18 protein-coding genes are annotated in these 23,203 nt (G+C 62.9%); 6 read left to right on the forward strand and 12 right to left on the reverse strand.

All coding sequences use genetic code 11. From position 1 onward, the window contains the following. Positions 1 to 163: 163 nt before the first annotated feature. From GGQ67_RS06905 to GGQ67_RS06915, 3 genes are all read right to left on the reverse strand, one after another. Entirely contained in the window at positions 164 to 3,280 is a 3,117-nt protein-coding gene (locus tag GGQ67_RS06905; RefSeq protein ID WP_183899462.1) for an efflux RND transporter permease subunit, read from the reverse strand. After that, complete coding sequence (locus GGQ67_RS06910) at positions 3,277 to 4,545, reverse strand: efflux RND transporter periplasmic adaptor subunit (protein WP_183899463.1); 1,269 nt, start codon at positions 4,543 to 4,545, stop codon at positions 3,277 to 3,279. Before GGQ67_RS06910 ends, GGQ67_RS06905 begins: the two co-directional genes overlap by 4 nt. Positions 4,546 to 4,757: 212 nt before the next feature. Further along, positions 4,758 to 5,546: an SDR family oxidoreductase gene (locus GGQ67_RS06915; protein ID WP_183899464.1), complete on the reverse strand. Its 789-nt coding sequence runs from the start codon at positions 5,544 to 5,546 to the stop codon at positions 4,758 to 4,760. Positions 5,547 to 5,800: 254 nt separating this feature from the next. On the opposite strand from GGQ67_RS06915, the gene GGQ67_RS06920 reads away from it, so the two are divergent. After that, positions 5,801 to 7,465 carry an electron transfer flavoprotein-ubiquinone oxidoreductase gene (locus tag GGQ67_RS06920; RefSeq protein ID WP_183899465.1) on the forward strand — a complete coding sequence of 555 codons (1,665 nt, stop codon included), beginning with the start codon at positions 5,801 to 5,803 and terminating at the stop codon, positions 7,463 to 7,465. Positions 7,466 to 7,687: 222 nt separating this feature from the next. Next, positions 7,688 to 8,311, forward strand: a complete 624-nt coding sequence (locus GGQ67_RS06925; protein WP_183899466.1) for a L,D-transpeptidase — start codon at positions 7,688 to 7,690, stop codon at positions 8,309 to 8,311. Between the two features lie 39 nt (positions 8,312 to 8,350). On the opposite strand, the gene mgtE is transcribed toward GGQ67_RS06925, so the two are convergent. Together mgtE and GGQ67_RS06935 are read right to left on the reverse strand one after the other, a co-directional pair. Then, positions 8,351 to 9,727, reverse strand: a complete 1,377-nt coding sequence (mgtE, locus tag GGQ67_RS06930) for a magnesium transporter (protein ID WP_183899467.1) — start codon at positions 9,725 to 9,727, stop codon at positions 8,351 to 8,353. A 235-nt stretch (positions 9,728 to 9,962) separates the two neighbouring features. Beyond that, positions 9,963 to 11,180 carry an MFS transporter gene (locus GGQ67_RS06935; protein ID WP_183899468.1) on the reverse strand — a complete coding sequence of 406 codons (1,218 nt, stop codon included), beginning with the start codon at positions 11,178 to 11,180 and terminating at the stop codon, positions 9,963 to 9,965. A 299-nt stretch (positions 11,181 to 11,479) separates the two neighbouring features. Between GGQ67_RS06935 and GGQ67_RS06940 the strand changes: the two genes are divergently transcribed. Further along, entirely contained in the window at positions 11,480 to 12,424 is a 945-nt protein-coding gene (locus tag GGQ67_RS06940; protein ID WP_183899469.1) for a diacylglycerol/lipid kinase family protein, read from the forward strand. Here GGQ67_RS06940 and GGQ67_RS06945 read toward each other — a convergent pair. After that, positions 12,421 to 13,773: a glutamine synthetase family protein gene (locus GGQ67_RS06945; RefSeq protein ID WP_183899470.1), complete on the reverse strand. Its 1,353-nt coding sequence runs from the start codon at positions 13,771 to 13,773 to the stop codon at positions 12,421 to 12,423. The two genes, GGQ67_RS06940 and GGQ67_RS06945, sit on opposite strands and share 4 nt — an antisense overlap. Before the next feature lie 83 nt (positions 13,774 to 13,856). Between GGQ67_RS06945 and GGQ67_RS06950 the strand changes: the two genes are divergently transcribed. Beyond that, on the forward strand, positions 13,857 to 15,224 hold the full coding sequence (locus tag GGQ67_RS06950; RefSeq protein ID WP_183899471.1) for an aspartate aminotransferase family protein: 1,368 nt from the start codon (positions 13,857 to 13,859) through the stop codon (positions 15,222 to 15,224). Positions 15,225 to 15,230: 6 nt separating this feature from the next. Here the strand turns inward: GGQ67_RS06950 and GGQ67_RS06955 are convergent, their stop codons facing one another. After that, positions 15,231 to 16,727 carry a glycosyltransferase family 39 protein gene (locus GGQ67_RS06955; RefSeq protein ID WP_183899472.1) on the reverse strand — a complete coding sequence of 499 codons (1,497 nt, stop codon included), beginning with the start codon at positions 16,725 to 16,727 and terminating at the stop codon, positions 15,231 to 15,233. Beyond that, entirely contained in the window at positions 16,720 to 17,736 is a 1,017-nt protein-coding gene (locus GGQ67_RS06960) for a glycosyltransferase family 2 protein (protein WP_183899880.1), read from the reverse strand. The genes GGQ67_RS06955 and GGQ67_RS06960 overlap by 8 nt, the downstream gene beginning before the upstream one ends. Positions 17,737 to 17,805: 69 nt before the next feature. Between GGQ67_RS06960 and GGQ67_RS06965 the strand changes: the two genes are divergently transcribed. After that, positions 17,806 to 18,768, forward strand: a complete 963-nt coding sequence (locus tag GGQ67_RS06965) for a lysylphosphatidylglycerol synthase transmembrane domain-containing protein (RefSeq protein ID WP_183899473.1) — start codon at positions 17,806 to 17,808, stop codon at positions 18,766 to 18,768. Between the two features lie 15 nt (positions 18,769 to 18,783). Here GGQ67_RS06965 and amn read toward each other — a convergent pair whose 3' ends face one another. From amn to GGQ67_RS06980, 3 genes are all read right to left on the reverse strand, one after another. After that, positions 18,784 to 20,286, reverse strand: a complete 1,503-nt coding sequence (amn, locus tag GGQ67_RS06970; RefSeq protein ID WP_018898839.1) for an AMP nucleosidase — start codon at positions 20,284 to 20,286, stop codon at positions 18,784 to 18,786. Between the two features lie 104 nt (positions 20,287 to 20,390). Beyond that, a complete protein-coding gene (locus GGQ67_RS06975) occupies positions 20,391 to 20,579 on the reverse strand; it encodes a hypothetical protein (protein ID WP_183899474.1) in 189 nt (62 codons plus the stop codon). Positions 20,580 to 20,783: 204 nt separating this feature from the next. After that, positions 20,784 to 21,122: a DUF2147 domain-containing protein gene (locus GGQ67_RS06980; RefSeq protein ID WP_183899475.1), complete on the reverse strand. Its 339-nt coding sequence runs from the start codon at positions 21,120 to 21,122 to the stop codon at positions 20,784 to 20,786. Between the two features lie 435 nt (positions 21,123 to 21,557). On the opposite strand from GGQ67_RS06980, the gene GGQ67_RS06985 reads away from it, so the two are divergent. Next, positions 21,558 to 21,824: an SEL1-like repeat protein gene (locus GGQ67_RS06985; protein ID WP_183899476.1), complete on the forward strand. Its 267-nt coding sequence runs from the start codon at positions 21,558 to 21,560 to the stop codon at positions 21,822 to 21,824. Positions 21,825 to 22,014: 190 nt separating this feature from the next. Here GGQ67_RS06985 and GGQ67_RS06990 read toward each other — a convergent pair whose 3' ends face one another. Next, positions 22,015 to 23,127 (reverse strand): pyridoxal phosphate-dependent aminotransferase, encoded by a 1,113-nt coding sequence (locus GGQ67_RS06990; protein WP_183899477.1) that lies wholly within the window; start codon positions 23,125 to 23,127, stop codon positions 22,015 to 22,017. Positions 23,128 to 23,203: the final 76 nt, after the last annotated feature.

The raw sequence follows: 23,203 nt of genomic DNA on the forward strand, positions 1-23,203 counted from the left end.
TCGCACCTCTCAATGTCGATCGTTGCTGGAGACTGGAGCAATCGCTCCGCCGGGGCGCCAAGGGACGCCCGAATTCAGGAGGGCGCGTGATGCCACAGCGGTCTGTCTTATTCAAGACGCGGAAGCGCAAAATGAAACGGGGCGCCGATGGGCGCCCGTGACATCATTCCGCCGCGATGGCCCGCGTTGGCTCCTCGTCCAGGTCTTCGGTCTTCTTTCGCCCGAAGCTGAGCAGCCAGTCGCTGAGTTTTCCCATCTCGACGAAGATGACGGGCGTGATGAACAGCGTCAGTGCCTGGCTGACGATGAGGCCGCCGACGACGGCGATGCCGAGCGGCTGGCGCAGCTCCGAACTCGCGCCCGAGCCGAGCGCGATCGGGAGCGCCCCGAGCAGCGCGCAGAACGTCGTCATCATGATCGGCCGGAAACGCCGCACGCAGGCTTCGTGGATGGCCTCGGACGAGGTCATGCCGGTGCCGGAGCGCAGGTTCTCCAGCGCCACGTCGATCATCATGATCGCGTTCTTCTTGACGATGCCGATCAGCATCAGGAGGCCGATCAGCGCGATGATCGACAGGTCGAAGCCCATGACTTTCAGCGCCAGAAGCGCGCCGAGTGCGGCGGCCGGCAGGCCGGACAGGATCGTCAGAGGGTGTATGAAGCTCTCGTAGAGGACGCCGAGAACGACATAGATCGTCAGCACCGCCGCCAGGATCAAGAGCGGCGTATTGCTCTGCGATTGCTCGAAGATCTGCGCCGTGCCGCCATAGGACGTGAACACGTCCGCTGGCATGTCGATGTCCTTCTTGATCTGGTCGATCGCCGCCGTCGCATCGCCGAGCGCTTGCCCGGCGGGCAGGTTGAACGATACCGTGGTCGAGACCAGCTGCCCGGTCTGGTTGATCGTCACTGGACCGGTCGTGCGTTGCACGGTGGCGAAGTTCGACAGCGGAACCAGCGCGCCGCTCGACGAGGCCACGCGGATGCCCTGAAGTTTCTGGTCGTCCCAGGGCGCGTTGGTGTCGTACTCGACGAGCACGTCGTAACTGTCGCCGGTCGACTGGATCTGCGCGGCCGCATATCCGCCGAACGCTTCCTGCAGCGTCGTCCGCAGCTGGTCGTCGGTGATGCCGAAGGCGGCGGCCTTTTCGGTGTCGACCTTGATATCGGCCTGCAGCGCGTTGTTCTGCGCGTCCGATGTCACGTCGGTAAAGCGCGGATCGCCGTGCATCGCCTGCTGGATCTTGTTGGCCCACAGGTTTGTCTGGTCGGCGCTGAGCGCCTGAACCACCAGCTGATACTGGCTGGCGGTCTGCCGCCCGCCAAAGCGCAAGCTCTGCTGCGGCGTGATGAAGGCCTGCAATCCGGGGATCTTGCCGATGCTGGCGCGCAGTTCGCGCAGCGTCTGGTCGAGCGGCGGCCGGTCCTTCTTGTCCTTCAATTCGACGAACATCGTGCCGTTGTTGAGCGGGCTGCGGGCATTGCCGCCGACGATCGACATGACGTGGTTGACTGCCGGGTTCTGCTTGACGAGCGCCGCCGCCTGGTTCTGCAGGTCCTTCATCGCCGGGTAGGAGATGTCCTGGCGGGCGCGGGTGGAAATGTTGAGGCGGCCGATATCCTCGGTCGGGAAGAAGCTCGTCGGCAGCGTCATGAACAGGTAGACCGTCAGGCCGATCGAGGCGAGAAACAGCCCGAGAATGGCCGGGCGATGCGCCAGGCACCAGCCAACGGCGCGGTCGTAGCCGCGCAGCGTCCGCTCGAAGCCGGCGTCGAACCAGCGGATGAAGAAGGGTGGCTGGCTATGGCCGCTGCCGAGCCGCGAGGCCAGCATCGGCGTCACCGTCAGCGACACGATGGCGGATGCGACGATGGCGATCGCCACCACCATGCCGAACTCGTTGAAGATGCGCCCGACCACGCCGCCCATCAGAAGGATCGGGATGAACACCGCGATCAGCGAGACGGACATGGAAACGATCGTGTAGCTGACCTCGCCCGAGCCCTTGATCGCCGCTTCCAGCATCGGCATCCCGCCCTCGACGTGCCGGAGGATGTTTTCCAGCATCACGATCGCGTCGTCGACGACGAGGCCGACGGCGAGCGTCAGCCCGAGCAGCGAGATATTGTCGACGCTGTAGCCCAGCACATACATCATCCCGAAAGTCGTGATCAGCGACAACGGCACGGCGAGGCCCGGGATCAGCGTTGCCGTCAGATGGCCGGTGAACAGGTAGATGACGAGTACGACGAGGCCGATCGTCAGGAACAGCGTGAACTTCACGTCCGAGATCGCGTCGCGGATCGGCTTGGCCGAATCGTTCATCACCTGCGTCGTCACCGATCCCGGTATCTCGGCGTGCAGCGCCGGCAGTTTCGCATTGATCGCATCGACCACGGCGACGGTGTTGGCGTCCGGCTGGCGCTGGATCGCCAGGATGATGCTCTGCTTGCCGTCGTACCAGCTGCCGGTGTTCTGGTTCTCGACGCTGTCCTCGACATCGGCGACATCGCTGAGATGGATCGGCGCGCCGCCGGGATTGGCGATGACGAGGCTGCGGAACTGTTCGGCGTTGGTACGCTGCGTGTCGGCGTTGATCGTCATGCTCTGGCTGTCGTTCTGCAGGGTGCCGACGGGAACCTGACTATTGGCGGCCTGGATCGCCTTGTTGACCGTATCGATGCCAAGACCACGGTTCAGCAGCTTGTTCGGATCGACCTCGACGCGCACGGCATAGGTCTGGGCGCCGAATACCGAGACCTCGGCGACGCCGGGCAGGGTGGAGAGCGATGGCGAGATGATGTTCTCGGCGATTTCATCGAGCTTGCTACGCGGCATCGTATCGCTCTGCACGGCGAGCAGCATGACGGGGGCGTCGGCCGGGTTGGTCTTTCTATAGCTCGGCGGCGTCGTCATGTTGTCGGGCAGCTGCCGCGTCGCATGCGAGATCGCCGCCTGAACGTCGGCGGCGGCCGCGTCGATATTGCGGTTGAGATCGAACTGCAGCACGATGCTGGTGTTGCCGAGCGAGTTGGTGGCGCTGATCTCGCTGATCCCGGGGATCGTCTCGAACTGCTTGATGAGAGGTGTCGCGACCGACGTCGCCATCGTCTTCGGCGAGGCGCCGGTCAGTGCCGCCGAGACGTTGATCGTCGGGAAATCGACCTGCGGCAGGGCTGCCACCGGCACCAGCTGATAACCGGCGATGCCGGCAAGCACGGCGCCGATGGCGAGAAGCGTGGTGGCGACGGGGCGCCGGATACAGAAATTCGGTATCATTCTTGCGCGCCCGCCACGATGGTTTCGCTTGTCTTCGGCTGATCGGCCGCGGCGACGTTGATCGCCTTGCTATCGAATTCTTCCTTCACCGCCTGCTTGTCGACGAGCTGCGCCTGACCCTCGATAACCACATGGTCACCCTCGGAAAGGCCCGCCGAGATCGCCGTATAGCCGCCATTCGCGCGGGCGACGGTGACGGGCGCCAGCCGCACCTTTCCGTCGTTGACGACGAAGGCGTAGAAGCCGTCGGCGCCGGGGCTCACCGCCACCGTCGGCACGACGACCTGCTGTTCGTTGTCGTTGAAATGCACGACGATGTTGACCGACTGGCCGGGCCACAGCGCACCCGATGCATTCTCGAACTTCGCCTTGGCGAGGATGGTGCCGGACGCGGTATCGACGGTGTTGTCGTAGAAGCTGATATGCCCGGTGCGCGGCTTGCCCTTGTCCGACGGCGGCACGGTGGTCACATCGACGGGACCAGCGGCGAGCGCCTGCTTCAACTGCCTGAGATCGCGCTCCTGTAGGTGGAACTTCACGTAGATCGGATCGTATTTCGCGATCGTAACGATCGCCGCACCCGCGGTCACGAAGGCGCCGGGGCTGACGGCGACGTCGCCCAGCCGCCCGTCGAACGGCGCCTTGATCTCCGTATGCTCAAGCAGGACCTGATCGGAAGCGAGCGTCGCCTTGTCCGCCTGGACGGTGGCGACGGCGGTGTCGCGCGCGGCCTTCGCCTGGTCATAGGTCTGCTGCGTTCCGGCTTTCGACGTCAACAGCTCCGAGGCGCGGGTAAGCGCCGTCTCGGCCTCGGCGACCGTCGCGGTATCCCGCACGATCATCGCATTGTCCTTGTCGACCGCGGCCTGTGCCGTTCGGCTGTCGAGCTTGGCGATGAGATCGCCTTGCTTGACGGTGGCACCGTCGGTGGCGATGATCTCGGTCACCAGCCCCTGTTCCTGCGCGGCGATCGTCGTATTGTCGTCGGCGTCGGCCCAGCCGGACGCCGTAACGTCGCGCGGCAGCACCGTCTTTGCGGCGGCCACGGTCTTCACCAGCGTCGGCCCGCCGCTTTTGCGACCCTTGCCCTTCTGGTCGCCACCCTGCTGGGATCCATCGCTTCCAGCCTGTTTGCCCCCGGCGGCATCGGCCTGCTCGGTCGGTTTCGGTCCGAATTGCTGGAGATAGGGAATGCGATCCTTGTAGTGCCACGCGCCGAAGCCGGCTGCGGCGATAAGGCAGGTGCTGATCCAGAGTTTCTTCATGGTTGATACCGGTCGGGGGCTGTTGAGTATGTCCTATTCAGCCACGTTTATTGCGGCACGAAAAAGACACAATCCCCGCAAGGGCATCACTAAGTGGATAGAATGGCTTAAATTTTCGTAATGTTCTCATATTCTAAAAAGATCGACGATGGCGTGAATGTGACACAACCATGGTCGGGCGCCGGTGGCTGGCGCCCGATTGTCGTTTGCGATCAGAGGGATCGCGCGGCGCCGCCATCGCAGCGCACAAGGCTGCCGGTGATATAGCTCGCCTGCTGGCTGCACAGGAAGGCGGCGGTCGCCGCGAACTCCTCCACCTTGCCATACCGCCCGACCGGGATGGCCGCTTCCTTGGCGACGCGGATCTCGTCGATGCTCTTGCCCGTGCGCTTGGCGGCCGCGCCGTCGAGATCGTCGAGCCGGCTCGTCAGGATGCTGCCGGGAAGCAGCAGGTTGGTGGTGACGCCGAAGCGGCCGATTTCTGTGGCCAGCGTCTTGCTCCAGCCGGCGAGCGCAGGGCGCAGCGTGTTGGAAAGCGCGAGATTGCCGATCGGCTCGATCACGCCCGAGGACGCAACCGTCAGGATGCGGCCCCAACCCTGTTGCTTCATGTCGGGAAGCAGCGCGTTGGTGAGCGTGATGACCCTGAGGACCATGGAGAAGAAATAGGTCTCCAGCCGCTCGGCCGTCATGTCCTCGGTGGTGCCGGGCGTCGGGCCGCCGGTATTGTTGATCAGGATATCCACGCCGCCGAGCTTGCTTTTGACGGCTGCCGTTGCCGTCTCGACGAAGTTCTCCTCCGAAAGATCGGCCCAGATCCAGTCGGCCTTGCCCTTGCCCTCGGCATTGATCGCCTTGCAGTTCGCCTCCAGCGTTTCGCCGCTGCGTCCGCACAAAAGCACATTTGCGCCTTCGCGCGCTAAGGCGACCGCGATGCCGTGGCCAAGCCCGCGCGACGATGCCAGCACGAGCGCGCGTTTGCCCTTGATGCCCAGATCCATTTTGAAGTCTCCTGTTGTTCGCTGCGTTTATACGGCGCGCGACGATCAAAAGGAAAGGTCGTCCATGGCAGGATCGGGCTCATTTATTGACGTTAACGTAAACGTCATATAGTTCTTCTGTGAAGAGGAATATCATTGCGCGAAATGGGGTATTGGCTGTCGTTTCCCGGCTCGACAATCCCGCCGTGTTTTGCAAAGAGATACCTCATACACGGGGAATATGGCCGCAAAGCCGGCCGAGCGGAGAATGACGGATGACCGAAACGACTGAACTGCCCGAACGCGAAAGCATGGAATTCGACGTGGTGATCGTCGGCGGTGGCCCCGCCGGCCTGTCGGCGGCGATCCGGCTGAAGCAGGTCAATCCCGAGCTTTCCGTCGTCGTGCTGGAGAAGGGGGCGGAGGTTGGCGCGCATATCCTCTCTGGCGCCGTCGTCGATCCCATCGGTATCGATCGCCTGCTGCCGGATTGGCGTGAAGAGACCGATCATCCGTTCAAGACCGAGGTCAAGGACGATCACTTCCTCTTGCTTGGCCCGGCCGGTTCGATCCGCCTGCCGAACTTCGCCATGCCGCCGCTGATGAACAATCACGGCAACTACATCGTCTCGCTCGGAAACGTCTGTCGCTGGCTGGCGGGCCACGCGGAAGCCTTGGGCGTCGAGATCTATCCGGGCTTCGCCGCAACCGAAGTGCTCTATAACGGTGAGGGCGCCGTCATCGGTGTCGCCACCGGCGACATGGGCGTCGAGAAGAACGGCGAACCCGGCCCGAACTTCACCCGCGGCATGGAACTGCTGGGCAAATATACGCTGATCGGCGAGGGCGTTCGCGGCTCGCTTGCCAAGCAGCTCATCGCCAAGTTCGATCTCCAGAAGGATCGCCAGCCGCAAAAATTCGGGATCGGCATCAAGGAACTCTGGCAGGTGAAGCCGGAGAACCACAGGCAGGGCCTCGTGCAGCACTCCTTCGGCTGGCCGCTCGGCATGAAGACCGGCGGCGGCTCGTTCCTCTATCATCTGGAAGACAACCTCGTGGCCGTCGGCTTCGTCGTCCATCTCAATTACAAGAATCCCTATCTCTATCCTTTCGAGGAATTCCAGCGCTTCAAGACGCACCCGGCCATCAAGGGCACCTTCGAGGGCGGCAAGCGCCTGTCCTACGGCGCCCGCGCCATCACCGAAGGCGGCTACCAGTCGGTGCCGAAACTGACCTTCCCAGGCGGCGCCCTGATCGGCTGCTCCGCCGGCTTCGTCAACGTGCCCCGCATCAAGGGCAGCCACAACGCCGTATTGTCCGGCATGCTGGCGGCCGACAGGATCGCAGACGCCATCGCGGCAGGCCGCGCCAATGACGAGGTCATCGAGATCGAGAACGAATGGCGCTCGAGCGACATCGGCAAGGACCTGAAGAAGGTCCGCAACGTCAAGCCGCTGTGGTCGAAGTTCGGCACGGCCATTGGCGTCGCGCTCGGCGGTCTCGACATGTGGACCAACCAGCTGTTCGGCTTCTCCTTCTTCGGCACGCTCGGCCACGGCAAGACGGACGCCCAATCGCTGGAACCGGCTGCCAAGCACAAGAAGATCGACTACCCCAAGCCCGACGGCGTGCTGACTTTCGACCGCCTCTCCTCGGTGTTCCTGTCGAACACCAATCACGAGGAGAACGAGCCGGTTCATCTGAAGGTCAGGGACATGGCGCTGCAGAAGTCGTCGGAGCACGACGTCTTCGCCGGCCCCTCGACGCGCTACTGTCCTGCCGGTGTCTACGAGTGGGTGGAGAAGAATGGCGAGGAGACCTACGTCATCAACGCCCAGAACTGCGTCCACTGCAAGACCTGCGACATCAAGGACCCCAACCAGAACATCAACTGGGTACCGCCGCAGGGCGGCGAGGGGCCGGTCTATCCGAATATGTGAGGCCGAACCATGAGCGCTGCCCTTGCGATCAGGCAGGCGCGCTTGTATGCCGCGCGTGCTCCGGTTCGCTCTGCACGATGATGCAGCTTGGTGTAACGGATGCGAATAGCCACCTCACAACCTCTTAACGAATGCGTGACCGAAGGCACACTGCTTAGCAGTTCATTAACCATAATCTTATTAAGCTCGGTCGCATCAACCGAACGTTAAGGAACTGCTTCGATGTCGCTTTCCCGCCGTGGTTTCGTTCTGGGCGTCTCCGCGCTTCTCGCCGGCTGCGCCTCGAGCGGTCCTGATCAACGCGCCAACTACGCGGCCCTTCCGACCGAGAAGTTTCCGCTGCCGGCCATGCCGCTCGACAAGATCGATCCGGAGCTTCGCCGCCAGCAGGTCACCTACGCCTCCAGCTACAGCCCCGGCACCATCGTCATCGATACGCCGGCCCGCCGCCTCTATTACATTCTCGGCGACAACCAGGCGATGCGCTACGGCATCGGCGTCGGCCGGGAAGGGCTGGCATTCTCGGGTGGCGCCTATGTCGGACGCAAGGCGGAATGGCCGAGCTGGACACCCACCGAAAACATGCAACGCCGCGAGGAGCGTTACCGCAAGCTCGCCGGCGGCATGCCTGGCGGGCCGAACAATCCGCTGGGCGCCCGCGCCATCTATCTCTATCGCGGCGGCAACGACACGCGTTTCCGCGTCCACGGCACCAACCAGCCGGAGTCGATCGGTCTTGCCATGTCGAGCGGCTGCATTCGCATGCTGAACCACGACGTCATCGATCTCTACGACCGGGTGCTGCCCGGCGCGCAGGTCATCGTCATCCAGGCGCAAACCGCCTGAGCAAGATGAGAACGGGGCCGATCGGCCCCGTTTTCGCGTTCAGAGCAATGTGCCGCTGAGGATCAGCAGCGCCACGGAGAAGTAGATCACCAGGCCCGTCACGTCGACCAGCGTGGCGACGAAGGGTGCCGAGGCGCTGGCCGGGTCGAGCCTCAGCCTTTGCATCAGGAACGGCAGCATCGATCCGGCGACCGAGCCGAACGTCACGATGCCGATCAGCGCCGAGAAGACGGTGAAGCCGACAAGGATCCAGTGCTCGCCGTAATCATAGAGCCCAATGGTCTGCCACAGCACGATGCGGGAGAAACCGACCGTGCCGAGGATCGAGCCGAGCACCATGCCGGTCGGCAGTTCGCGCAGCAGCACTCGCCACCAGTCCGACAGCTTAAGCTCCCCGAGCGCCAGCGCCCGGATGATCAGGGACGTCGCCTGTGAACCGGAGTTGCCGCCGGAGCTCATGATCAGCGGCACGAAGAGCGTCAGCACGATCGCCTTTTCCAGTTCACCTTCGAAATACTGCATGGCGCTCGCCGTCAGCATTTCGCCGAGGAAGAGCGCGCAGAGCCAGCCCGCGCGCTTGCGCAGCATGCCGGCGAAGCTGATCGCCATATAGGGCTTTCCGAGCGCCTCCATGCCGCCGAACTTCTGCGCGTCTTCCGTCTGGTCAGCGATCATCGTATCGATCACGTCGTCGACGGTGACGATGCCGAGCATGTGGCCGCTTTCGCCGATGACAGGCAGCGCCAGGAGGTTGTGCTTGCGGATCAGACGCGCCACGTCCTCTTGCGTCATCAGCGGATCGGCGATGACGATGCCGCCCTGTTGGGCGACGCTCAGCACCGAGGCCTGCGGCTCGCCGTTGATGAGGCGGCGCAGCGTCACGACGCTGGTCAGCGCCTGTGTCTCCACGTCGAGAACATAGATCGCATAGACGGTCTCGCGTGAACGCTCGACCTTGCGGACATGCTCCAGCGTCTTTTCGACTGTCCAGGTCGCCGGCACGCTGACGAATTCCGTCGTCATGATGCTGCCGGCCGTGCGCGGCGGGTAGCCCATCAGGTGCTGAACGGCGAGGCAGGTCGCGCGGTCGAGCTTGGAAAACAGGTGCGCCCGCGCATCGTCGTCCATTTCCTGGAACAGGTCGGCGACCCGATCGTTGGCGGTGGCGTTCAACAGCCGCGCGGCCTGCTCGACCGGCATTTCGGTCAGCATCGCGGCGGCATGGTGCAGCTCCGGACGTCCCAGTATGCGGACGGCCTTCTGCTGCGGCAGCGTGGCGAGGATAGCCGCTGCTTCGGGAATTTCGAGCGCGTTCAGACGCTCGACGCGTTCAGCCGTGGTGATGGCACCGAGGCTGTCGCTGGCAAAGAAACGGGCGGCATGGCCTGCCCGCAGGGGGAAGCGATTGATGTTCATATAGCTCGCCTTTCCGTCGATCCGCCGCAGCGTCCGACGGGCGAGCCCGATCGATATCGGTCAGCGCACGAAGGCCGCGTACGGCAAAGGCAATCGACTACTACTGTCGCTTGGCATCGTGAGATGGCTCCGTTGATATCCGCTCGGAACGGGCGTTCCGTGCGTGAGGCAGTAGGTGGTCCCAAACGCTGAAAAAGTCAAGCGCCATAGGCGGTTGCGGCGAAAAAGCCGAGTGTCAGCCGCGGCTGCGGCGATCGAGGCGTAGCGAGGCGGCGAAGACGATGAGACCGAGCACCGAAAGGAACGCGCCGACATAGCCGGTCGAAGCCGAGCCGTAGCCCCAGGCGATGACGAGACCGCCAAGCCAGGCGCCGAGCGCGTTGGCGATGTTGAAGGCGGAGTGGTTGGAAGCGGCCGCAAGCGTCTGCGCGTCGGCGGCGACGTCCATCAGGCGGGTCTGCAGCGCCGGGCCGGCCGCGAAGCCGCAGCCGATCAGGAAGACGCACAGCCCAAGCATGAACGGGTTGGAGGCGGTCAGCGAAAATAGCATCAGCACGAGAATGTTGAAGATCAGCGAGCCGCCGATCGTTCCCATGATCGACTTGTCGGCAAGCCAGGAGCCGACGACGTTGCCGGCGTTCATGCCGACGCCGAACAGCACCATCATGACAGCCACCATGCCGGGCTGCAGCATGGCGACACCGGTCGTCGTGTCGGCGATGTAGCTGAACATCGCGAACATGCCGCCATAGCCGACGGCCGCGATGGCGAGCGTGAGCAGCACCTGCGGGCGCTTGAAGGCGCCGAGTTCGCGCATGAAGCTCGCGCCCTCGGAGACTGTGTCGCGCGGCACGTAGTACCAGATCAGCGCCATGGTCACGAGGCCGATCACCCCGACGGCGGTGAAGGCAACACGCCAGTCGAGCGACTGGCCGAAGAAGGTGGCGAGCGGCGTGCCGAGCAGGGTGGCGATCGTCAGGCCCAGCATGACGCGGCCGACGGCGCGGGCGCGCTTGTGCACCGGGACCATCGATGCGGCGACGATCGCCGCGACGCCGAAATAGGCACCGTGCGGCAGGCCGGTGATGAAGCGCAGGACCGTAAAGCTCTCGAACGTCGGGGCCATGGCGCTCAGGATATTGCCGAGGGCGAAAATCCCCATCAGCAGCAGGAGCAGGGAACGGCGCGCCATCCTGGCGGCCAGCACCGCGATCACGGGAGCGCCGATCACGACGCCGAGAGCGTAGGCGCTGATCACATAGCCCGCCTGCGGTATCGTCACGGAAAACGTGCCCGCGACGTTGGGGAGCAGGCCCATGATCGCGAATTCGCCGGTGCCGATCCCGAAGCCGCCGCAGGCAAGCGCCAGCTGAACCAGCGCGACCGCCATGGGCGAGGGTGCCTCGGAGACGGGAATATCGGCGACGGAATCGTTTACGGCGACCTGGCTCAAGCGCGAGCTCCTTCGGACATGCAATGGCTTGGAACTGTCGCGCGACGCAGTGTCACTGCCGGACGAACAAGCGGAAAATGAGGGAGATGGAGCGCTCGCTCCAACACCTCATTAATTTACGATTTGTTGATAAGCGTCATGTGCATTTTATGCAGCGCAGCATCCCGCCACGCGCATACGTGCGGCATATTGGTTCAGGGCGTTGCATTGCGACGTCATTTGACGCGCCATCTGCTTGAAATAGCACGGACGGCAACCATGTCTAAGCAGCGCGTCAGCCGATGGACAATGGGAGCCCGATGAAGCTTATAGGTTTTTTCAACCGCGATGGCGGCACGTTTCGCACCACCGACATGGAGGCGTACGAGAAACATGCGGAGCGGGTTTTCCGTGAAGCCGGCCATGATTTCGAGGCGGAGGTGTTTCCCGGCAAGGAGATCGTCCCGGCAATGGAGCGCGCTGCTCGCCGTGACGACATCGACGGCATCGTCGCCGGCGGCGGCGACGGCACCATATCGGCGGCCTCGTCCATCGCGTGGAAGAACGGCGTCGCGCTTGGCGTCATCCCCGCCGGCACCATGAATCTCTTCGCGCGATCGTTGCGCGTGCCGCTCGATATCTGGGAGGCGCTCGACGTTCTGGCATCGGGCGAGGTCGACCACGTCGATATCGCCAGCGCCAACGACCGCCCCTTCATTCACCAGTTTTCCACGGGCCTGCATGCGCGAATGGTCCGCTATCGCAATTCCTACACCTACCGGTCGAGGATCGGAAAAATGCGTGCCAGCACGCGCGCTGCCTTGGGCGTGGTGCTCAATCCGCCGGAGTTCGAGGTCGAGTTCGAGGCGATCGGCATCAAGGAGCGACGCAAGGTGTCAGCGGTGTCGGTGTCCAACAATCCCTTCGGCGAGAACGCGTTGCTTTACGCCGATACGCTGACATCGGGCGAACTTGGCTTCTACACCGCAAAACCGCTGAAGCCGTGGGGCGTGGCGCGTCTCGCCGTCGATCTCCTGCGCGGAAAGGTGCGGGAGAACGCCGACGTGATGATCATGCATCCGGCCGAAGTGCATCTGCACTTCCCGAAGCTGCATTCGAAGGCCAATTGCGTCATGGACGGCGAATTGTTGCCGCTTGCCCGCGACGTCGCACTTAAACTGCATCCCGGCGAACTCAAGGTGCTCGTCAGGCAGGGCCTTGCCGCCCAGATCGACGAAGCCGAACGCCGCGAACCGACGTCTTAAATACGCGGCAGATAGGTGCGGTAGTCGAAGTCGGAAACGGTGCGGAGGTGCGTGATCGCCTCTTTCCGCTTCGTGTCGCCGTAGAGCTTCTGGTAGGCCTCGCCGAAGACATCCGCGATGAACGGCGACGCCCGAAACGTCTCGACCGCTGTCAGGAAGTCATGCGTCAGCTTGGTGGTGTTTTCGGGCACGTGCGACGGCGTCGTCTCTTCGCCGGGGTCGAGCTCGTTGTCGAGCCCCAGCAGCATGCCGCCCAGAATGGCCGCCAGCAGCAGGTAGGGATTGGCATCGGCGCCCGCGACGCGGTGTTCGATGCGGGCCGCCGGCCCATTCCTGTCGGGAATACGGATCGCCGTGCCGCGATGACCATAACCCCAGGTGAGGTCCACCGGCGCGAAGGAGCCGGGCTGGAAGCGGCGATAGGAGTTGGCGAAGGGCGCGAACACAAGCTGCGCATCGCGCATGCTCCGCAGCATTCCCGCGCAGACCGATTTCAGCTTCGTCGCCTCGCCACCATTGGCGTCGAGGATGTTGCGGCCCTCACGGTCGACGATGCTCGCATGCACATGCAGGCCGGAGCCGGCGTGATCCGAATAGGGCTTGGCCATGCAGGTGGATTTCAACCCGTGCTTCCGCGCCGCCTGTTCGACGATCCGCTTCAGGTAGATGCAGTCGTCGGCGGCCGCCAGCGCGTCGGCGCGGTGCAGCAGGTTGATCTCGAACTGGCCAGGCCCGAACTCCGCCGTCGTCGCATCCGCCGGCAGTCCCTGCGCTCTGGCATAGGCGCGCACCGTCTGCAGGTAATCGTCGAGCGCGTCGACGGCGCTCATGTCGTAGAGTTGGAAGCCGTTCGGGTCGCCCTGATAGGTGAGGCTTGCCGGCGGCGTCGGCCGGCCGGTCTCCCTCCAGTCGGGCGCCACCACGTAGAACTCGAGCTCCGTGGCGACAACCGGGGTCAATCCGCGCGCGGCGTAGCGGTCGAGCACCGATTGCAGGATGGCGCGGGGATCCATGAAGCTCGGCGTGCCGTCGAATTCATGCATGGTGGCAAGCACCTGGATGGAGCCCTCCGGCGCCCAAGGCATGGGCGTCAGGCTGCGCCTGTCGGGAATGCACTGGCCGTCGGGATCGCCGACGGAGAGCGAAAGTCCGGTGATATCGTCATTGTCGTCGCCCCAGATATCCAGCGACTGCGTGGAGGAGGGAAGGCGGACCTCGCCGGCCCACACCTTCTTCTGCGCGTCCAGCGGGATCTGCTTGCCGCGCAGGTCGCCATTCATGCCGACCAGCAGGATTTCGATGCGCGGATCGCCACCCGCAGCTTTGCCGTGCATGTTGTCGCTCGCCATGATCTTGAAAATCCCCTCGGACAAGGCCAAGGTCGTAGCTCATTGGGAAGAGGCTTTCAATATCCGAGGGTGTTTAGCAAATCATGTCTGATACTTACGCGCGCTCCAATCTCGCCGCCATCGATGCCGCCCATCATCTGCATCCGTTCTCCGACATGAAGAAGCTGAATGCGGATGGCACCCGCATCATCCAGCGCGGCGAGGGCGTGCACGTCTGGGACAATCACGGCCGCAAATATCTCGATGGGTTTGCCGGGCTTTGGTGCGTCAACGTCGGCTATGGCCGCAAGGAAATCACCGACGCGGTGGCGCGGCAGATGAACGAACTGCCCTATTACAACACCTTCTTCGGCACCACGACGACGCCGACGACGTTGCTTGCCGAAAAGATCACGGCCCATGCCGGCCCACGCTTCAACCATGTCTTCTTCACCGGTTCCGGCTCCGAGGCCAACGACACATGGTTTCGCATGGCGCGCGTCTACTGGAGCGCCATCGGCAAACCGTCGAAGAAAATCGTCATAGCGCGCAAGAACGGCTATCACGGCTCGACCGTCGCCGGCGCCAGCCTCGGCGGCATGAAATACATGCACGAGCAGGGCGACCTGCCGATCGCGGGCATCGTCCATATCGGGCAGCCCTACTGGTATGGCGAAGGCGGCGATCTTTCTCCGGCCGAATTCGGCCTCAAGGTGGCGCGTGAGCTTGAAGCGAAGATCGACGAACTCGGCGAGGACAACGTCGCCGCCTTCGTGGCCGAGCCGGTGCAGGGCGCGGGGGGCGTGATCATCCCGCCGGAAACCTACTGGCCGGAGATCGCCCGCATCTGCAAGGCGCGCAACATCCTGCTCGTTGCCGATGAGGTGATCTGCGGTTTCGGTCGTCTCGGCGAATGGTTCGGCCATCAGTATTTCGGCGTCGAGCCGGATCTGGCGCCGATCGCCAAGGGCCTGTCGTCAGGCTATCTGCCGATCGGCGGCGTGCTCGTCAGCGACCGCGTCGCCGATGTGCTGATCAACGAGGTCGGCGATTTCAATCACGGCTTCACCTATTCCGGCCACCCCGTCTGTGCCGCCGCCGCTCTGGAGAACGTGAGGATCATCGAGGACGAGCGGCTGATCGAGCGCGTTCGCGACGATATCGGCCCTTACTTCGCAAAGGTCTGGAGCGCGCTCGGCGATCACGACCTCGTCGGTGAAGCCCAAAGCATCGGCCTGATGGCGGCGTTGCAGCTCACCGCCGACAAGGAAACCCGCACCCGTTACGAAAAGCCCGACGCCGTTGGCACCCTCGTGCGCAATCATGCGCTCGCCAATGGGCTGATCCTGCGCGCCACGGGCGATCGCATGCTCGCATCCCCGCCGCTCATCATCAGCCATGAGGAAGTCGACGAGATGGGGCGCATCGCCAAGCTCGCCCTGGACGCGGCGTGGAAGGAACTGAAGGCCTGAGCCGGGTTACTTCGGGTAGATCCAGACATAGCTGAAGCCGACCTGATCCTCCGGCCGTCCCCGGAGATAGGGAATGGAAGTGCTTTTGACGTCGACCGAGCGGTATTGCTCGCCGAGATTCTGGGCGATCCACTCCGCCAGCAAGGGGGGCAGTGCCGCTCCGCTGTCCTCGGTGCTCCACGCCAGCAGTATCGGCCTGTCGGCTGTCCACTCATAGTCGATCTTCATGTTGTCGAAGAAACGCGACATAAGCGGCACCTGCGGCCATTGCAGATGGAGATTTCCAGCCTGCAGCCAGCCGTCGGTGACGACTAGGCCGGGTGTCTTGTTCTCTTCGGCCGACACCTTTGCGGCAAAGCTGCTATAGGGGACGTTGTAGGCCTCGTACCCCTTGAACAAGGTGGGCAGGTTCGGCCTGACGAGCAGCGCCGCCGGAATGGCGATCATCAGCACCAGCGGCACGACGAGGAAACGTCGCAAATGACTGTCCGACCGCTGCCCGGCGGCCTGCATTTTCAAGCAGAAATAAATTGGCATGAGGAACAGGAACGGCAGTAGCCACCGATCCCGCAGCGAGGTCATGCCGATCGTGAGGATCAGGACCATTACCAGCAGCGCGATCGTGATGAACAGCACGCCGAAGAACCGGGTCCATACGGTCACTGCGCGACCGCTTTGCCAGAATGAGCGGCCGAAAACGATCGCATAGATGATAACGGTCGGCGCCATGATGATGACGATCAGGCGGAGGAACTTGAACGGTCCGTGCACCAGCTTGGCGAACGTGCCATCCGGAGCCTCCTGCTTCATGATCCCGAGCGTACGGCCGGACGCGATGTCCAGATTGTTGAGCAGCCAAAGAGCGTGTGGAAGAAAGATCAGCACGGCAAGCGCGATCGACAGCAGGAAGCGCCGATCCATGATCCGCGCGCGTCCTTGCGGATGCAGCCATACGGCGGGCATGGCGGCCACGGCGAGGAGCGTGAAATTATACTTCGACAGCATTCCCAGCCCGAGTGCGAGCCCCATGAATGCATAGGAGCCGAGCGACGGCGATTTCAATGTCTTGATCACGCCGTAGAGGAAAAGGTTGATCGTCAGAAGCTGTATGACGGTGTGGGTGAGGTCGCGTTGCGCCTCCCAGGACAGTTGCGGGATCGTCAGCAGCGAGAGTGTCGCGATCACCGCGTAGAGCTTGTCTTCGAGCAACTCGCGGGCGAGCTTGTAGTAGGTCAGGTAGACGAGGAAAAGCACCAGGTTCTTGGTCGCGGAGATGGTCGCCAGCGACAGGCCGAAGAACCAGACGACGACCGACTGCAGCCAGTTATAGAGCGGCGGCTGTGAATCGTAGCCGAGCGTCAGCCATTGCGAAACGAATGCCTGCTGCGCCTCATCGAATCTGAGGCCGTGCGGCAGTATCAGGCGAACGGCGAATTGCAGGCAAAAATACCCGGCGATAAGCCAGATGACAGCATCCGGCTTCCGCGCCAGGAGGTTACGCATTCTCGTTCCCGTCGAAGATGCGCTGGACGATGTAGTTCGGCGAAACATCGTCGCGATAGTAGGTCCGCGCGATCATTTCGGCCAGAATCCCCGTCGTGATCATCTGCACCGACGACAGAAGAAGAACGACGCCGACCATGAGCATCGGTCGGGCGCCGATATCGTTGCCCAGGATGAACTTGTCGAAGAAGAGATAGATCAGGATCAGCGCCGACAGGGCGCCGAGGCCGAGACCGAGCGAGCCGAAGAAATGCCCCGGCCGCGCCTTGTAGCGCATGAAGAACATCACCGACAGCAGGTCGAGGATCACGCGGAATGTGCGCGAGATGCCGTATTTCGATTGGCCGTGCGCGCGCGCATGGTGCGTGACCGCCATCTCGCCGATGCGCGAGCTCGGCACGACGCCGGCGACCCATGCCGGAATGAAGCGGTGCATCTCGCCCATCAGCTTTACCTGCTTGATGACCGAAGTGCGGTAGATCTTGAGGCTGCAGCCGTAGTCGTGCAGCTTGACGCCGGTGATGCGGCCGATGAGATAATTCGCGCACCAGGAGGGGATCTTGCGCAAAAGCAGCCCGTCCTGGCGGTTCTTGCGCCAGCCGACGAGCAGGTCGAGCTCACGACGCTCGAGTTCGGAGACCATGTGCGGAATGTCGTTGGGATCGTTCTGAAGGTCGCCGTCCATGGTGGCGATGAGGCGGCCCGTGGCCGTGTCGATGCCGGCCTGCATGGCTGCGGTCTGGCCGAAATTGCGTTGCAGCGCCACGACGCGAAGCTCCAGGCCGTCGCGGCCGATATGCTTGCGGGCGTTGACGAGCGTGGCGTCGGTGCTGCCGTCGTCCACCAGGATGAGCTCCCAGCGGTCGGGATACCGCGTCATTGCCGAGCAGATGCGGTCGACCAGCGGGCCGACGCTTTCTTCTTCGTTGAAGACGGGGACGACCAGCGATAGTTCGACCGGAGCAGCGGCGTCGATCGCGCCCGAAAGTGTTTCTGCCGTTGTCTGCAACACGTATTTCTCCTAAAATGCCGCCCAGTGGTGCCGCTCTTCTGTCGGCCGAAGGCAGGAAGCTAGTACATGAAGTCTCCGGTGGTTGCCAGCCGACAATCCTGGTTCGTACGCAATCGAATGCTGCTGCTGACAGTTTTGATCATCGCGGCCTATGCGATCTTCATCGAATGGTTCTGGGGCTGGTCGACCATCCTGCGGCAGTGGGCGGAGGTCGGGGCGCCGACGATCGTGGTGGCGCTGGCGCTGCTCACCAGCACTTACTTCCTGCGCACCTGGCGCATCTACGATTACTTCCCGCGTGAGACGCGGGGCCGGTTCCCGGCGCTCTTTCGCGTCACGCAAGTGCATAACCTCTTGAACATCATGCTGCCGTTTCGAACCGGCGAGACCAGCTTTCCGCTTCTCATGCGCACCGAATTCGGCATCCCTCTGGCGCGCGGCACGGCGGCGCTGCTTGTCATGCGTCTTCTCGATCTTCATGCGCTCTTCGCCGCCGCGGGCATCGGCTTCGCCATCGCTTCGTCGGACAAAGTATTGGCATGGCTTCTCTGGGCTGCTTTTCTGCTGCTGCCGGTGGTAGCGTTTGCGGCGCGCAAGCCGCTCGTTCGGCTTGCGGCGAAACTCCTGCCGTCGAAACTGCAACACTTCGTCGCCGAGATCGAAAACGGGTTGCCCGCGAACGCGCCTGCCTTCGCGCGCGCCTGGGGCATGACCGTCGTCAACTGGCTGGTGAAGGTGCTGGTGCTTGCCTGGGCGCTACGGCTGATGGGCGTCGTGCCCGCCGCCGCGAGCTTTGGCGGCGCGCTTGGCGGTGAGCTGTCGTCGGTGCTGCCTATGCATGCGCCAGGCGGTGTCGGCACCTATCCGGCGGGCATCACGGCGGGCGCCGTTGCCTTCGGGGCAGCGAGCGACGGCGCGGATATCGCGGCGCTCGCCCGTGCGAGCATCAATGCCCATCTGCTGATCATCGTGTCCGCCCTCACGGGAACGGCGATCTCCCTGCCGTTCGGTCGTCGCCGCGCTTCGTGAGGCAAGCGAGGCGGCCTATTGGAAGGCCGTCTCGAAGAAGCTTCTGAGCTTGCGCGAATGCAGCGTTTCCGGCGGCATGGCAGCAAGCTTCTGCACGGCGCGGATACCGATCTGCAGATGCTGGTTGACCTGCGTGCGATAAAACGCCGTCGCCATCCCCGGCAGCTTCAATTCGCCATGCAGCGGCTTGTCGGAGACGCACAGCAGCGTGCCGTAAGGTACCCTGAAGCGGAAGCCGTTGGCGGCGATCGTCGCCGATTCCATGTCGAGCGCGATGGCGCGGGCCTGTGACAGCCGCTTCACCGGCCCGCGCTGGTCGCGCAGTTCCCAGTTGCGGTTGTCGATCGTGCCGACGGTGCCGGTGCGCATGATGCGCTTTAGCTCGAAGCCTTCGTAGCCGGTGATCTCGGCGACGGCTGCCTCCAGCGCCACCTGCACCTCGGCCAGCGCCGGGATCGGCACCCACACAGGCAGGTCGTCGTCGAGAACGTGGTCCTCGCGCATGTAGGCATGCGCCAGCACGTAGTCGCCCAATCGCTGGCTGTTGCGCAGGCCGGCGCAATGGCCGAGCATCAGCCACGCATGCGGACGCAGTACCGCCACGTGGTCGGTGATCGTCTTGGCGTTGGACGGGCCGACGCCGATATTGATCATGGTGATCCCGGCGTGACCCTTCTTCTTCAAATGATAGGCCGGCATCTGCGGCAGCCGCGACAGCGTCGCGTCCGTCTCCGGCGTGCTGGAGCCGGCATGGGTGACGATGTTGCCGGGCTCGACGAAGCAGGTATAGCCATCGCCGCCATCGGCCATCAGCTTGCGCGCCCAGGCGCAGAATTCGTCTATGTAGAACTGGTAGTTCGTGAACAGCACGAAGTTCTGGAAGTGCTGCGCGCCGGTGGCCGTGTAGTGCGACAGCCGCGCCAGCGAATAGTCGATGCGCTGGGCGGTGAAAGGCGCAAGCGGCGAGGGCTCGCCCGGCGGCGGGATATACTCGCCGTTGGCGATCTCGTCGTCGGTGGTGTTGAGGTCGGGCGTATCGAACAGGTCGCGCATCGGCACGTCGACGAAGGCCGACGCCGAAGCCTCGACATGGGCGCCTTCGCCAAAGGCGAAATGCAGCGGGATCGGCGTGGTCGATTCGGAAACGACGACGGGCACATTGTGATTGCGCATCAGGTGCCCGAGCTGTTCCTTCAGGTAGTGCCGGAAGAGCGATGGCCGGGTGATCGTCGTCGTGTAGATGCCGGGGGCCGTGACGTGACCATAGGAGAGGCGCGTGTCGATATGTCCGAAGCTGGTCGTCTCGATGCTCACCTGCGGATAAAACGCCCGGTAGCGCGAGGTGATCGGCGCGCCCTGCGCCAGCTCCTTGAAGTGCTCGATCAGGAAGGTGGTGTTGCGCTCGTAAAGCTCGGTCAGCGCTTCGACGGCCTTGATGGGATCGTCGAAACTTTGCGGCTTGAAGGGGCTCGGAGACGAGACGTCGAGGGGGGCAGAAGGAGAGATTCGGTTGCTCATGAGGCATTATAGTACGTCGATCTTAACAAGCAAACGACGCGTGCATGACCTCGGTGACTTGCATCACCGGCAGCCGGAATCGGTGGCTGCCGGCCGCGATGGCGTCAGTTGACGCTGGTGCAGATCGGGTTGGTTCTGTCGACGCAGGTGTAGTTCGCACCGAAATGCGACTGCGCGCCGCTACCGGCGTTGTGGGTGACGGCGGCGGAGAACGAGAAGGCGAAGATCGCTGCGAACAGCGTGATGATGGTGAAGCGTCTTGCCATGATAAGCACGTCCGTATCCTTGCCCATGGGCCATGTCCCGAATGTCATATGTGCGCTTCGTGCCGATTGCGACGCAGTGCGCTTTTGAATGACACCGTTTTGCCATGGTCAGGCTGAACCGATGCTGAGATCGAGGTTCATCCGCCGTTCATGAAGCCGGCCCTTGAAACGTGCCGGAGCGGAAAGGACGCGGGAAATGCGCCCGGTGGCGCGGGCACATCGGGTACCGTTTTACAGGCGTGTCCAGGTCTGCGACTTGCAGAGCACGGCCAGCACGCAGCCCTTCATCTTCAGCGAGTTGCCGGAAACCGTGCCCGAACCGCTATAGGTCTTGTCGTTGCTCGGGTCGGTGATCTCGCCATTGTAGGTGCCGTCCTTGCCCGACAGCGTGCCGATCTTGCGCCCGGCATACTTGCCCGTCTTCAGCGTGATGCAGTAGCTGCCGCCGCATGACGCGATCACCGCCGTGTCGCCCGCCACCGTCTTCCAGTTGCCTGCTATGGGCTCCTCGGCATAGGCAAGTGTGGCGGAAAGCGCCAGCGCGCTCGCCAGAATGAGACTGCGGATCATCTTGTTCCTCCCTGATGTCCTGAGGCCGTGGACGATATCTTACGCGAACGTAAAGGTAAATATTCGCGTTCCCACTTTGGAAAACCCACCGTTTGCGGCTGTGAATTGGCGCGTGTTTTCATTCGGGCGCTGATTTCGTGGTGAATGAAGGGTTGATTTTCAAATCTGAATTTTTCCTTAAACAAGCGCCGGAATCCTTAATGAGCAGGCGATCCGATGTTTAACAAAAACCCAATTTTACCAAGCGTTTGCACTTTGTTTGTCTCAAATTAATCATGCATTTTAGGCGTTTTTTGAAGCCCGTTTGGCATAGTGGAGCCATCAAACGAGCGGGGCAAACCCGCCGAACCGAAGAGACCGAACGCCGCGTTAGACGGCAAGGCTCCGAGGTAAAAACAGGGTAAGTCGATAACAGGCTAAACAGGGATAAAACCGATGGCACGCTTTGAAATGCACAATGCTGAAATGGCCACCATGGGTGGCGAAAACAACGCCGATGTCTTCTGCGAAATGGGTCTGATGTACGCGACAGGTCGCGGATGCTCCGTTGACCTCGTTGCGGCCCACAAGTGGCTGAACATCGCCGCCATCAAGGGCCACGATCGCGCCGCCGAACTGCGTGCCGATGTCGCCGCCACCATGGACAAGATGCAGCTTGTCGAGGCGCTGCGCGCCGCCCGCGAATGGATGACGGTGCATTGATGCATGTCGCGCAAAAAGGTGCAGCGGTTTTGCGGCACCGACATGCGACAGACAAGCGATCGTCATCGCGAACAATTCAACAAGAACAATAACCTCGAAGAGGGAACGGCAAAGCACCAATTTAGCGCCATGCCATGATATCGAACCGCGACCGGCAGGGAACAAGGCCGGCGCGGTTCTTGTCGTTGTTTCAGCCGATCGATTTCAGGACTTCAGGAAACGCCGCCTCGAACAGGTCCATATCTGCGGCCGGACCGACGCTGACGCGAATGCAGCGGTTGAGCGGAGCCACCCCCGGCATGCGGATGAATATGCCCTGCTGCATCAGCCCATCGACGATCGCCCGCGCATGGGTGCCGTCACGACCGGCGTCGATGGCGACGAAATTGGTGGCCGACGGCAGCGCCCGCAGACCATTGGCATCGGCGATGCCGGCAATCCGCTCCCGCGCGGCGTGGATCTTCGCGACGACCTCCAATAGATAGTCCTGATCCTTCAGCGCGGCGATCGCACCGGCAACGGCCATCCGGTTCATGCCGAAATGGTTGCGGATCTTGTCGAAGGCGAGCGCCGTCCCGGGTGTCGAGATCGCGTAGCCGACGCGGGCGCCGGCAAGGCCGTAAGCCTTCGAGAAGGTGCGTGTCCTGATCACGTTGGGCAGATCGATCAGGGAGGCGATCGACGGCAGCGCGCTCGCCGGGCCAGTTTCGCTATAGGCCTCGTCGAGGACAAGCAGCGTTGTCTCGGGAATGGCGCGGGCAAAGGCCACCACGCGGTCGGCATCCCACCAACTGCCCATCGGATTGTCGGGGTTGGCGAAGTAGACCAACGGCGGATTTTCGCGCTTCACCGCATCCCGCAATCCGTCCAGGTCTTCGTGATCATTCACATAGGGAACGGTGACCAGCCGGCCGCCGAAGCCCGCCACATGGAAGTTGAAGGTCGGATAGCCGCCGAGCGACGTGACGACGGGCGCGCCGGGTTCGATCACCATGCGAACGATCTGCCCGAGAAGCTCGTCGATGCCGCCGCCGATCGCGATGTTGGCGGCGCTGGTGCCGAGATGAGCGGCAAGCGCTTGTTTCAGGTCATGATTTTCGGGGTCGCTGTATTTCCAGATGTCGCCGCCCGCGTCGCGCATCGCCGTCAGCACCGATGGAGCGGGGCCAAAGCCGTTTTCGTTGGCGCCGATCCTTGCCTTGACGGTCAGGCCGCGCTGGCGCTCGATGGCCTCAGGGCCGACAAAGGGAACGGTGGAGGGCAGGGCGCTGACAAGCGGTGTGAAGCGCGAGAAGGCAGACATTCGAGGGCATTTCCCAAGGCTATGAAAATCGCGCCAACAATAGGCGCTGACGAAGCCAAGGCAAGGACGATTATTC

Origin of the sequence: Rhizobium metallidurans, assembly GCF_014196505.1 — a bacterium.
GTDB lineage: Bacteria > Pseudomonadota > Alphaproteobacteria > Rhizobiales > Rhizobiaceae > Rhizobium > Rhizobium metallidurans.

Bases quoted from the DNA above. Each gene is read 5' to 3' on its own strand.
- GGQ67_RS06905 (WP_183899462.1), bottom strand. From the start codon at position 3,280: ATGATACCGAATTTCTGTATCCGGCGCCCCGTCGCCACCACGCTTCTC.
- GGQ67_RS06910 (WP_183899463.1), bottom strand. From the start codon at position 4,545: ATGAAGAAACTCTGGATCAGCACCTGCCTTATCGCCGCAGCCGGCTTC.
- GGQ67_RS06915 (WP_183899464.1), bottom strand. From the start codon at position 5,546: ATGGATCTGGGCATCAAGGGCAAACGCGCGCTCGTGCTGGCATCGTCG.
- GGQ67_RS06920 (WP_183899465.1), top strand. From the start codon at position 5,801: ATGACCGAAACGACTGAACTGCCCGAACGCGAAAGCATGGAATTCGAC.
- GGQ67_RS06925 (WP_183899466.1), top strand. From the start codon at position 7,688: ATGTCGCTTTCCCGCCGTGGTTTCGTTCTGGGCGTCTCCGCGCTTCTC.
- mgtE (WP_183899467.1), bottom strand. From the start codon at position 9,727: ATGAACATCAATCGCTTCCCCCTGCGGGCAGGCCATGCCGCCCGTTTC.
- GGQ67_RS06940 (WP_183899469.1), top strand. From the start codon at position 11,480: ATGAAGCTTATAGGTTTTTTCAACCGCGATGGCGGCACGTTTCGCACC.
- GGQ67_RS06945 (WP_183899470.1), bottom strand. From the start codon at position 13,773: ATGGCGAGCGACAACATGCACGGCAAAGCTGCGGGTGGCGATCCGCGC.
- GGQ67_RS06950 (WP_183899471.1), top strand. From the start codon at position 13,857: ATGTCTGATACTTACGCGCGCTCCAATCTCGCCGCCATCGATGCCGCC.
- GGQ67_RS06955 (WP_183899472.1), bottom strand. From the start codon at position 16,727: ATGCGTAACCTCCTGGCGCGGAAGCCGGATGCTGTCATCTGGCTTATC.
- GGQ67_RS06965 (WP_183899473.1), top strand. From the start codon at position 17,806: ATGAAGTCTCCGGTGGTTGCCAGCCGACAATCCTGGTTCGTACGCAAT.
- amn (WP_018898839.1), bottom strand. From the start codon at position 20,286: ATGAGCAACCGAATCTCTCCTTCTGCCCCCCTCGACGTCTCGTCTCCG.
- GGQ67_RS06975 (WP_183899474.1), bottom strand. From the start codon at position 20,579: ATGGGCAAGGATACGGACGTGCTTATCATGGCAAGACGCTTCACCATC.
- GGQ67_RS06980 (WP_183899475.1), bottom strand. From the start codon at position 21,122: ATGATCCGCAGTCTCATTCTGGCGAGCGCGCTGGCGCTTTCCGCCACA.
- GGQ67_RS06985 (WP_183899476.1), top strand. From the start codon at position 21,558: ATGGCACGCTTTGAAATGCACAATGCTGAAATGGCCACCATGGGTGGC.
- GGQ67_RS06990 (WP_183899477.1), bottom strand. From the start codon at position 23,127: ATGTCTGCCTTCTCGCGCTTCACACCGCTTGTCAGCGCCCTGCCCTCC.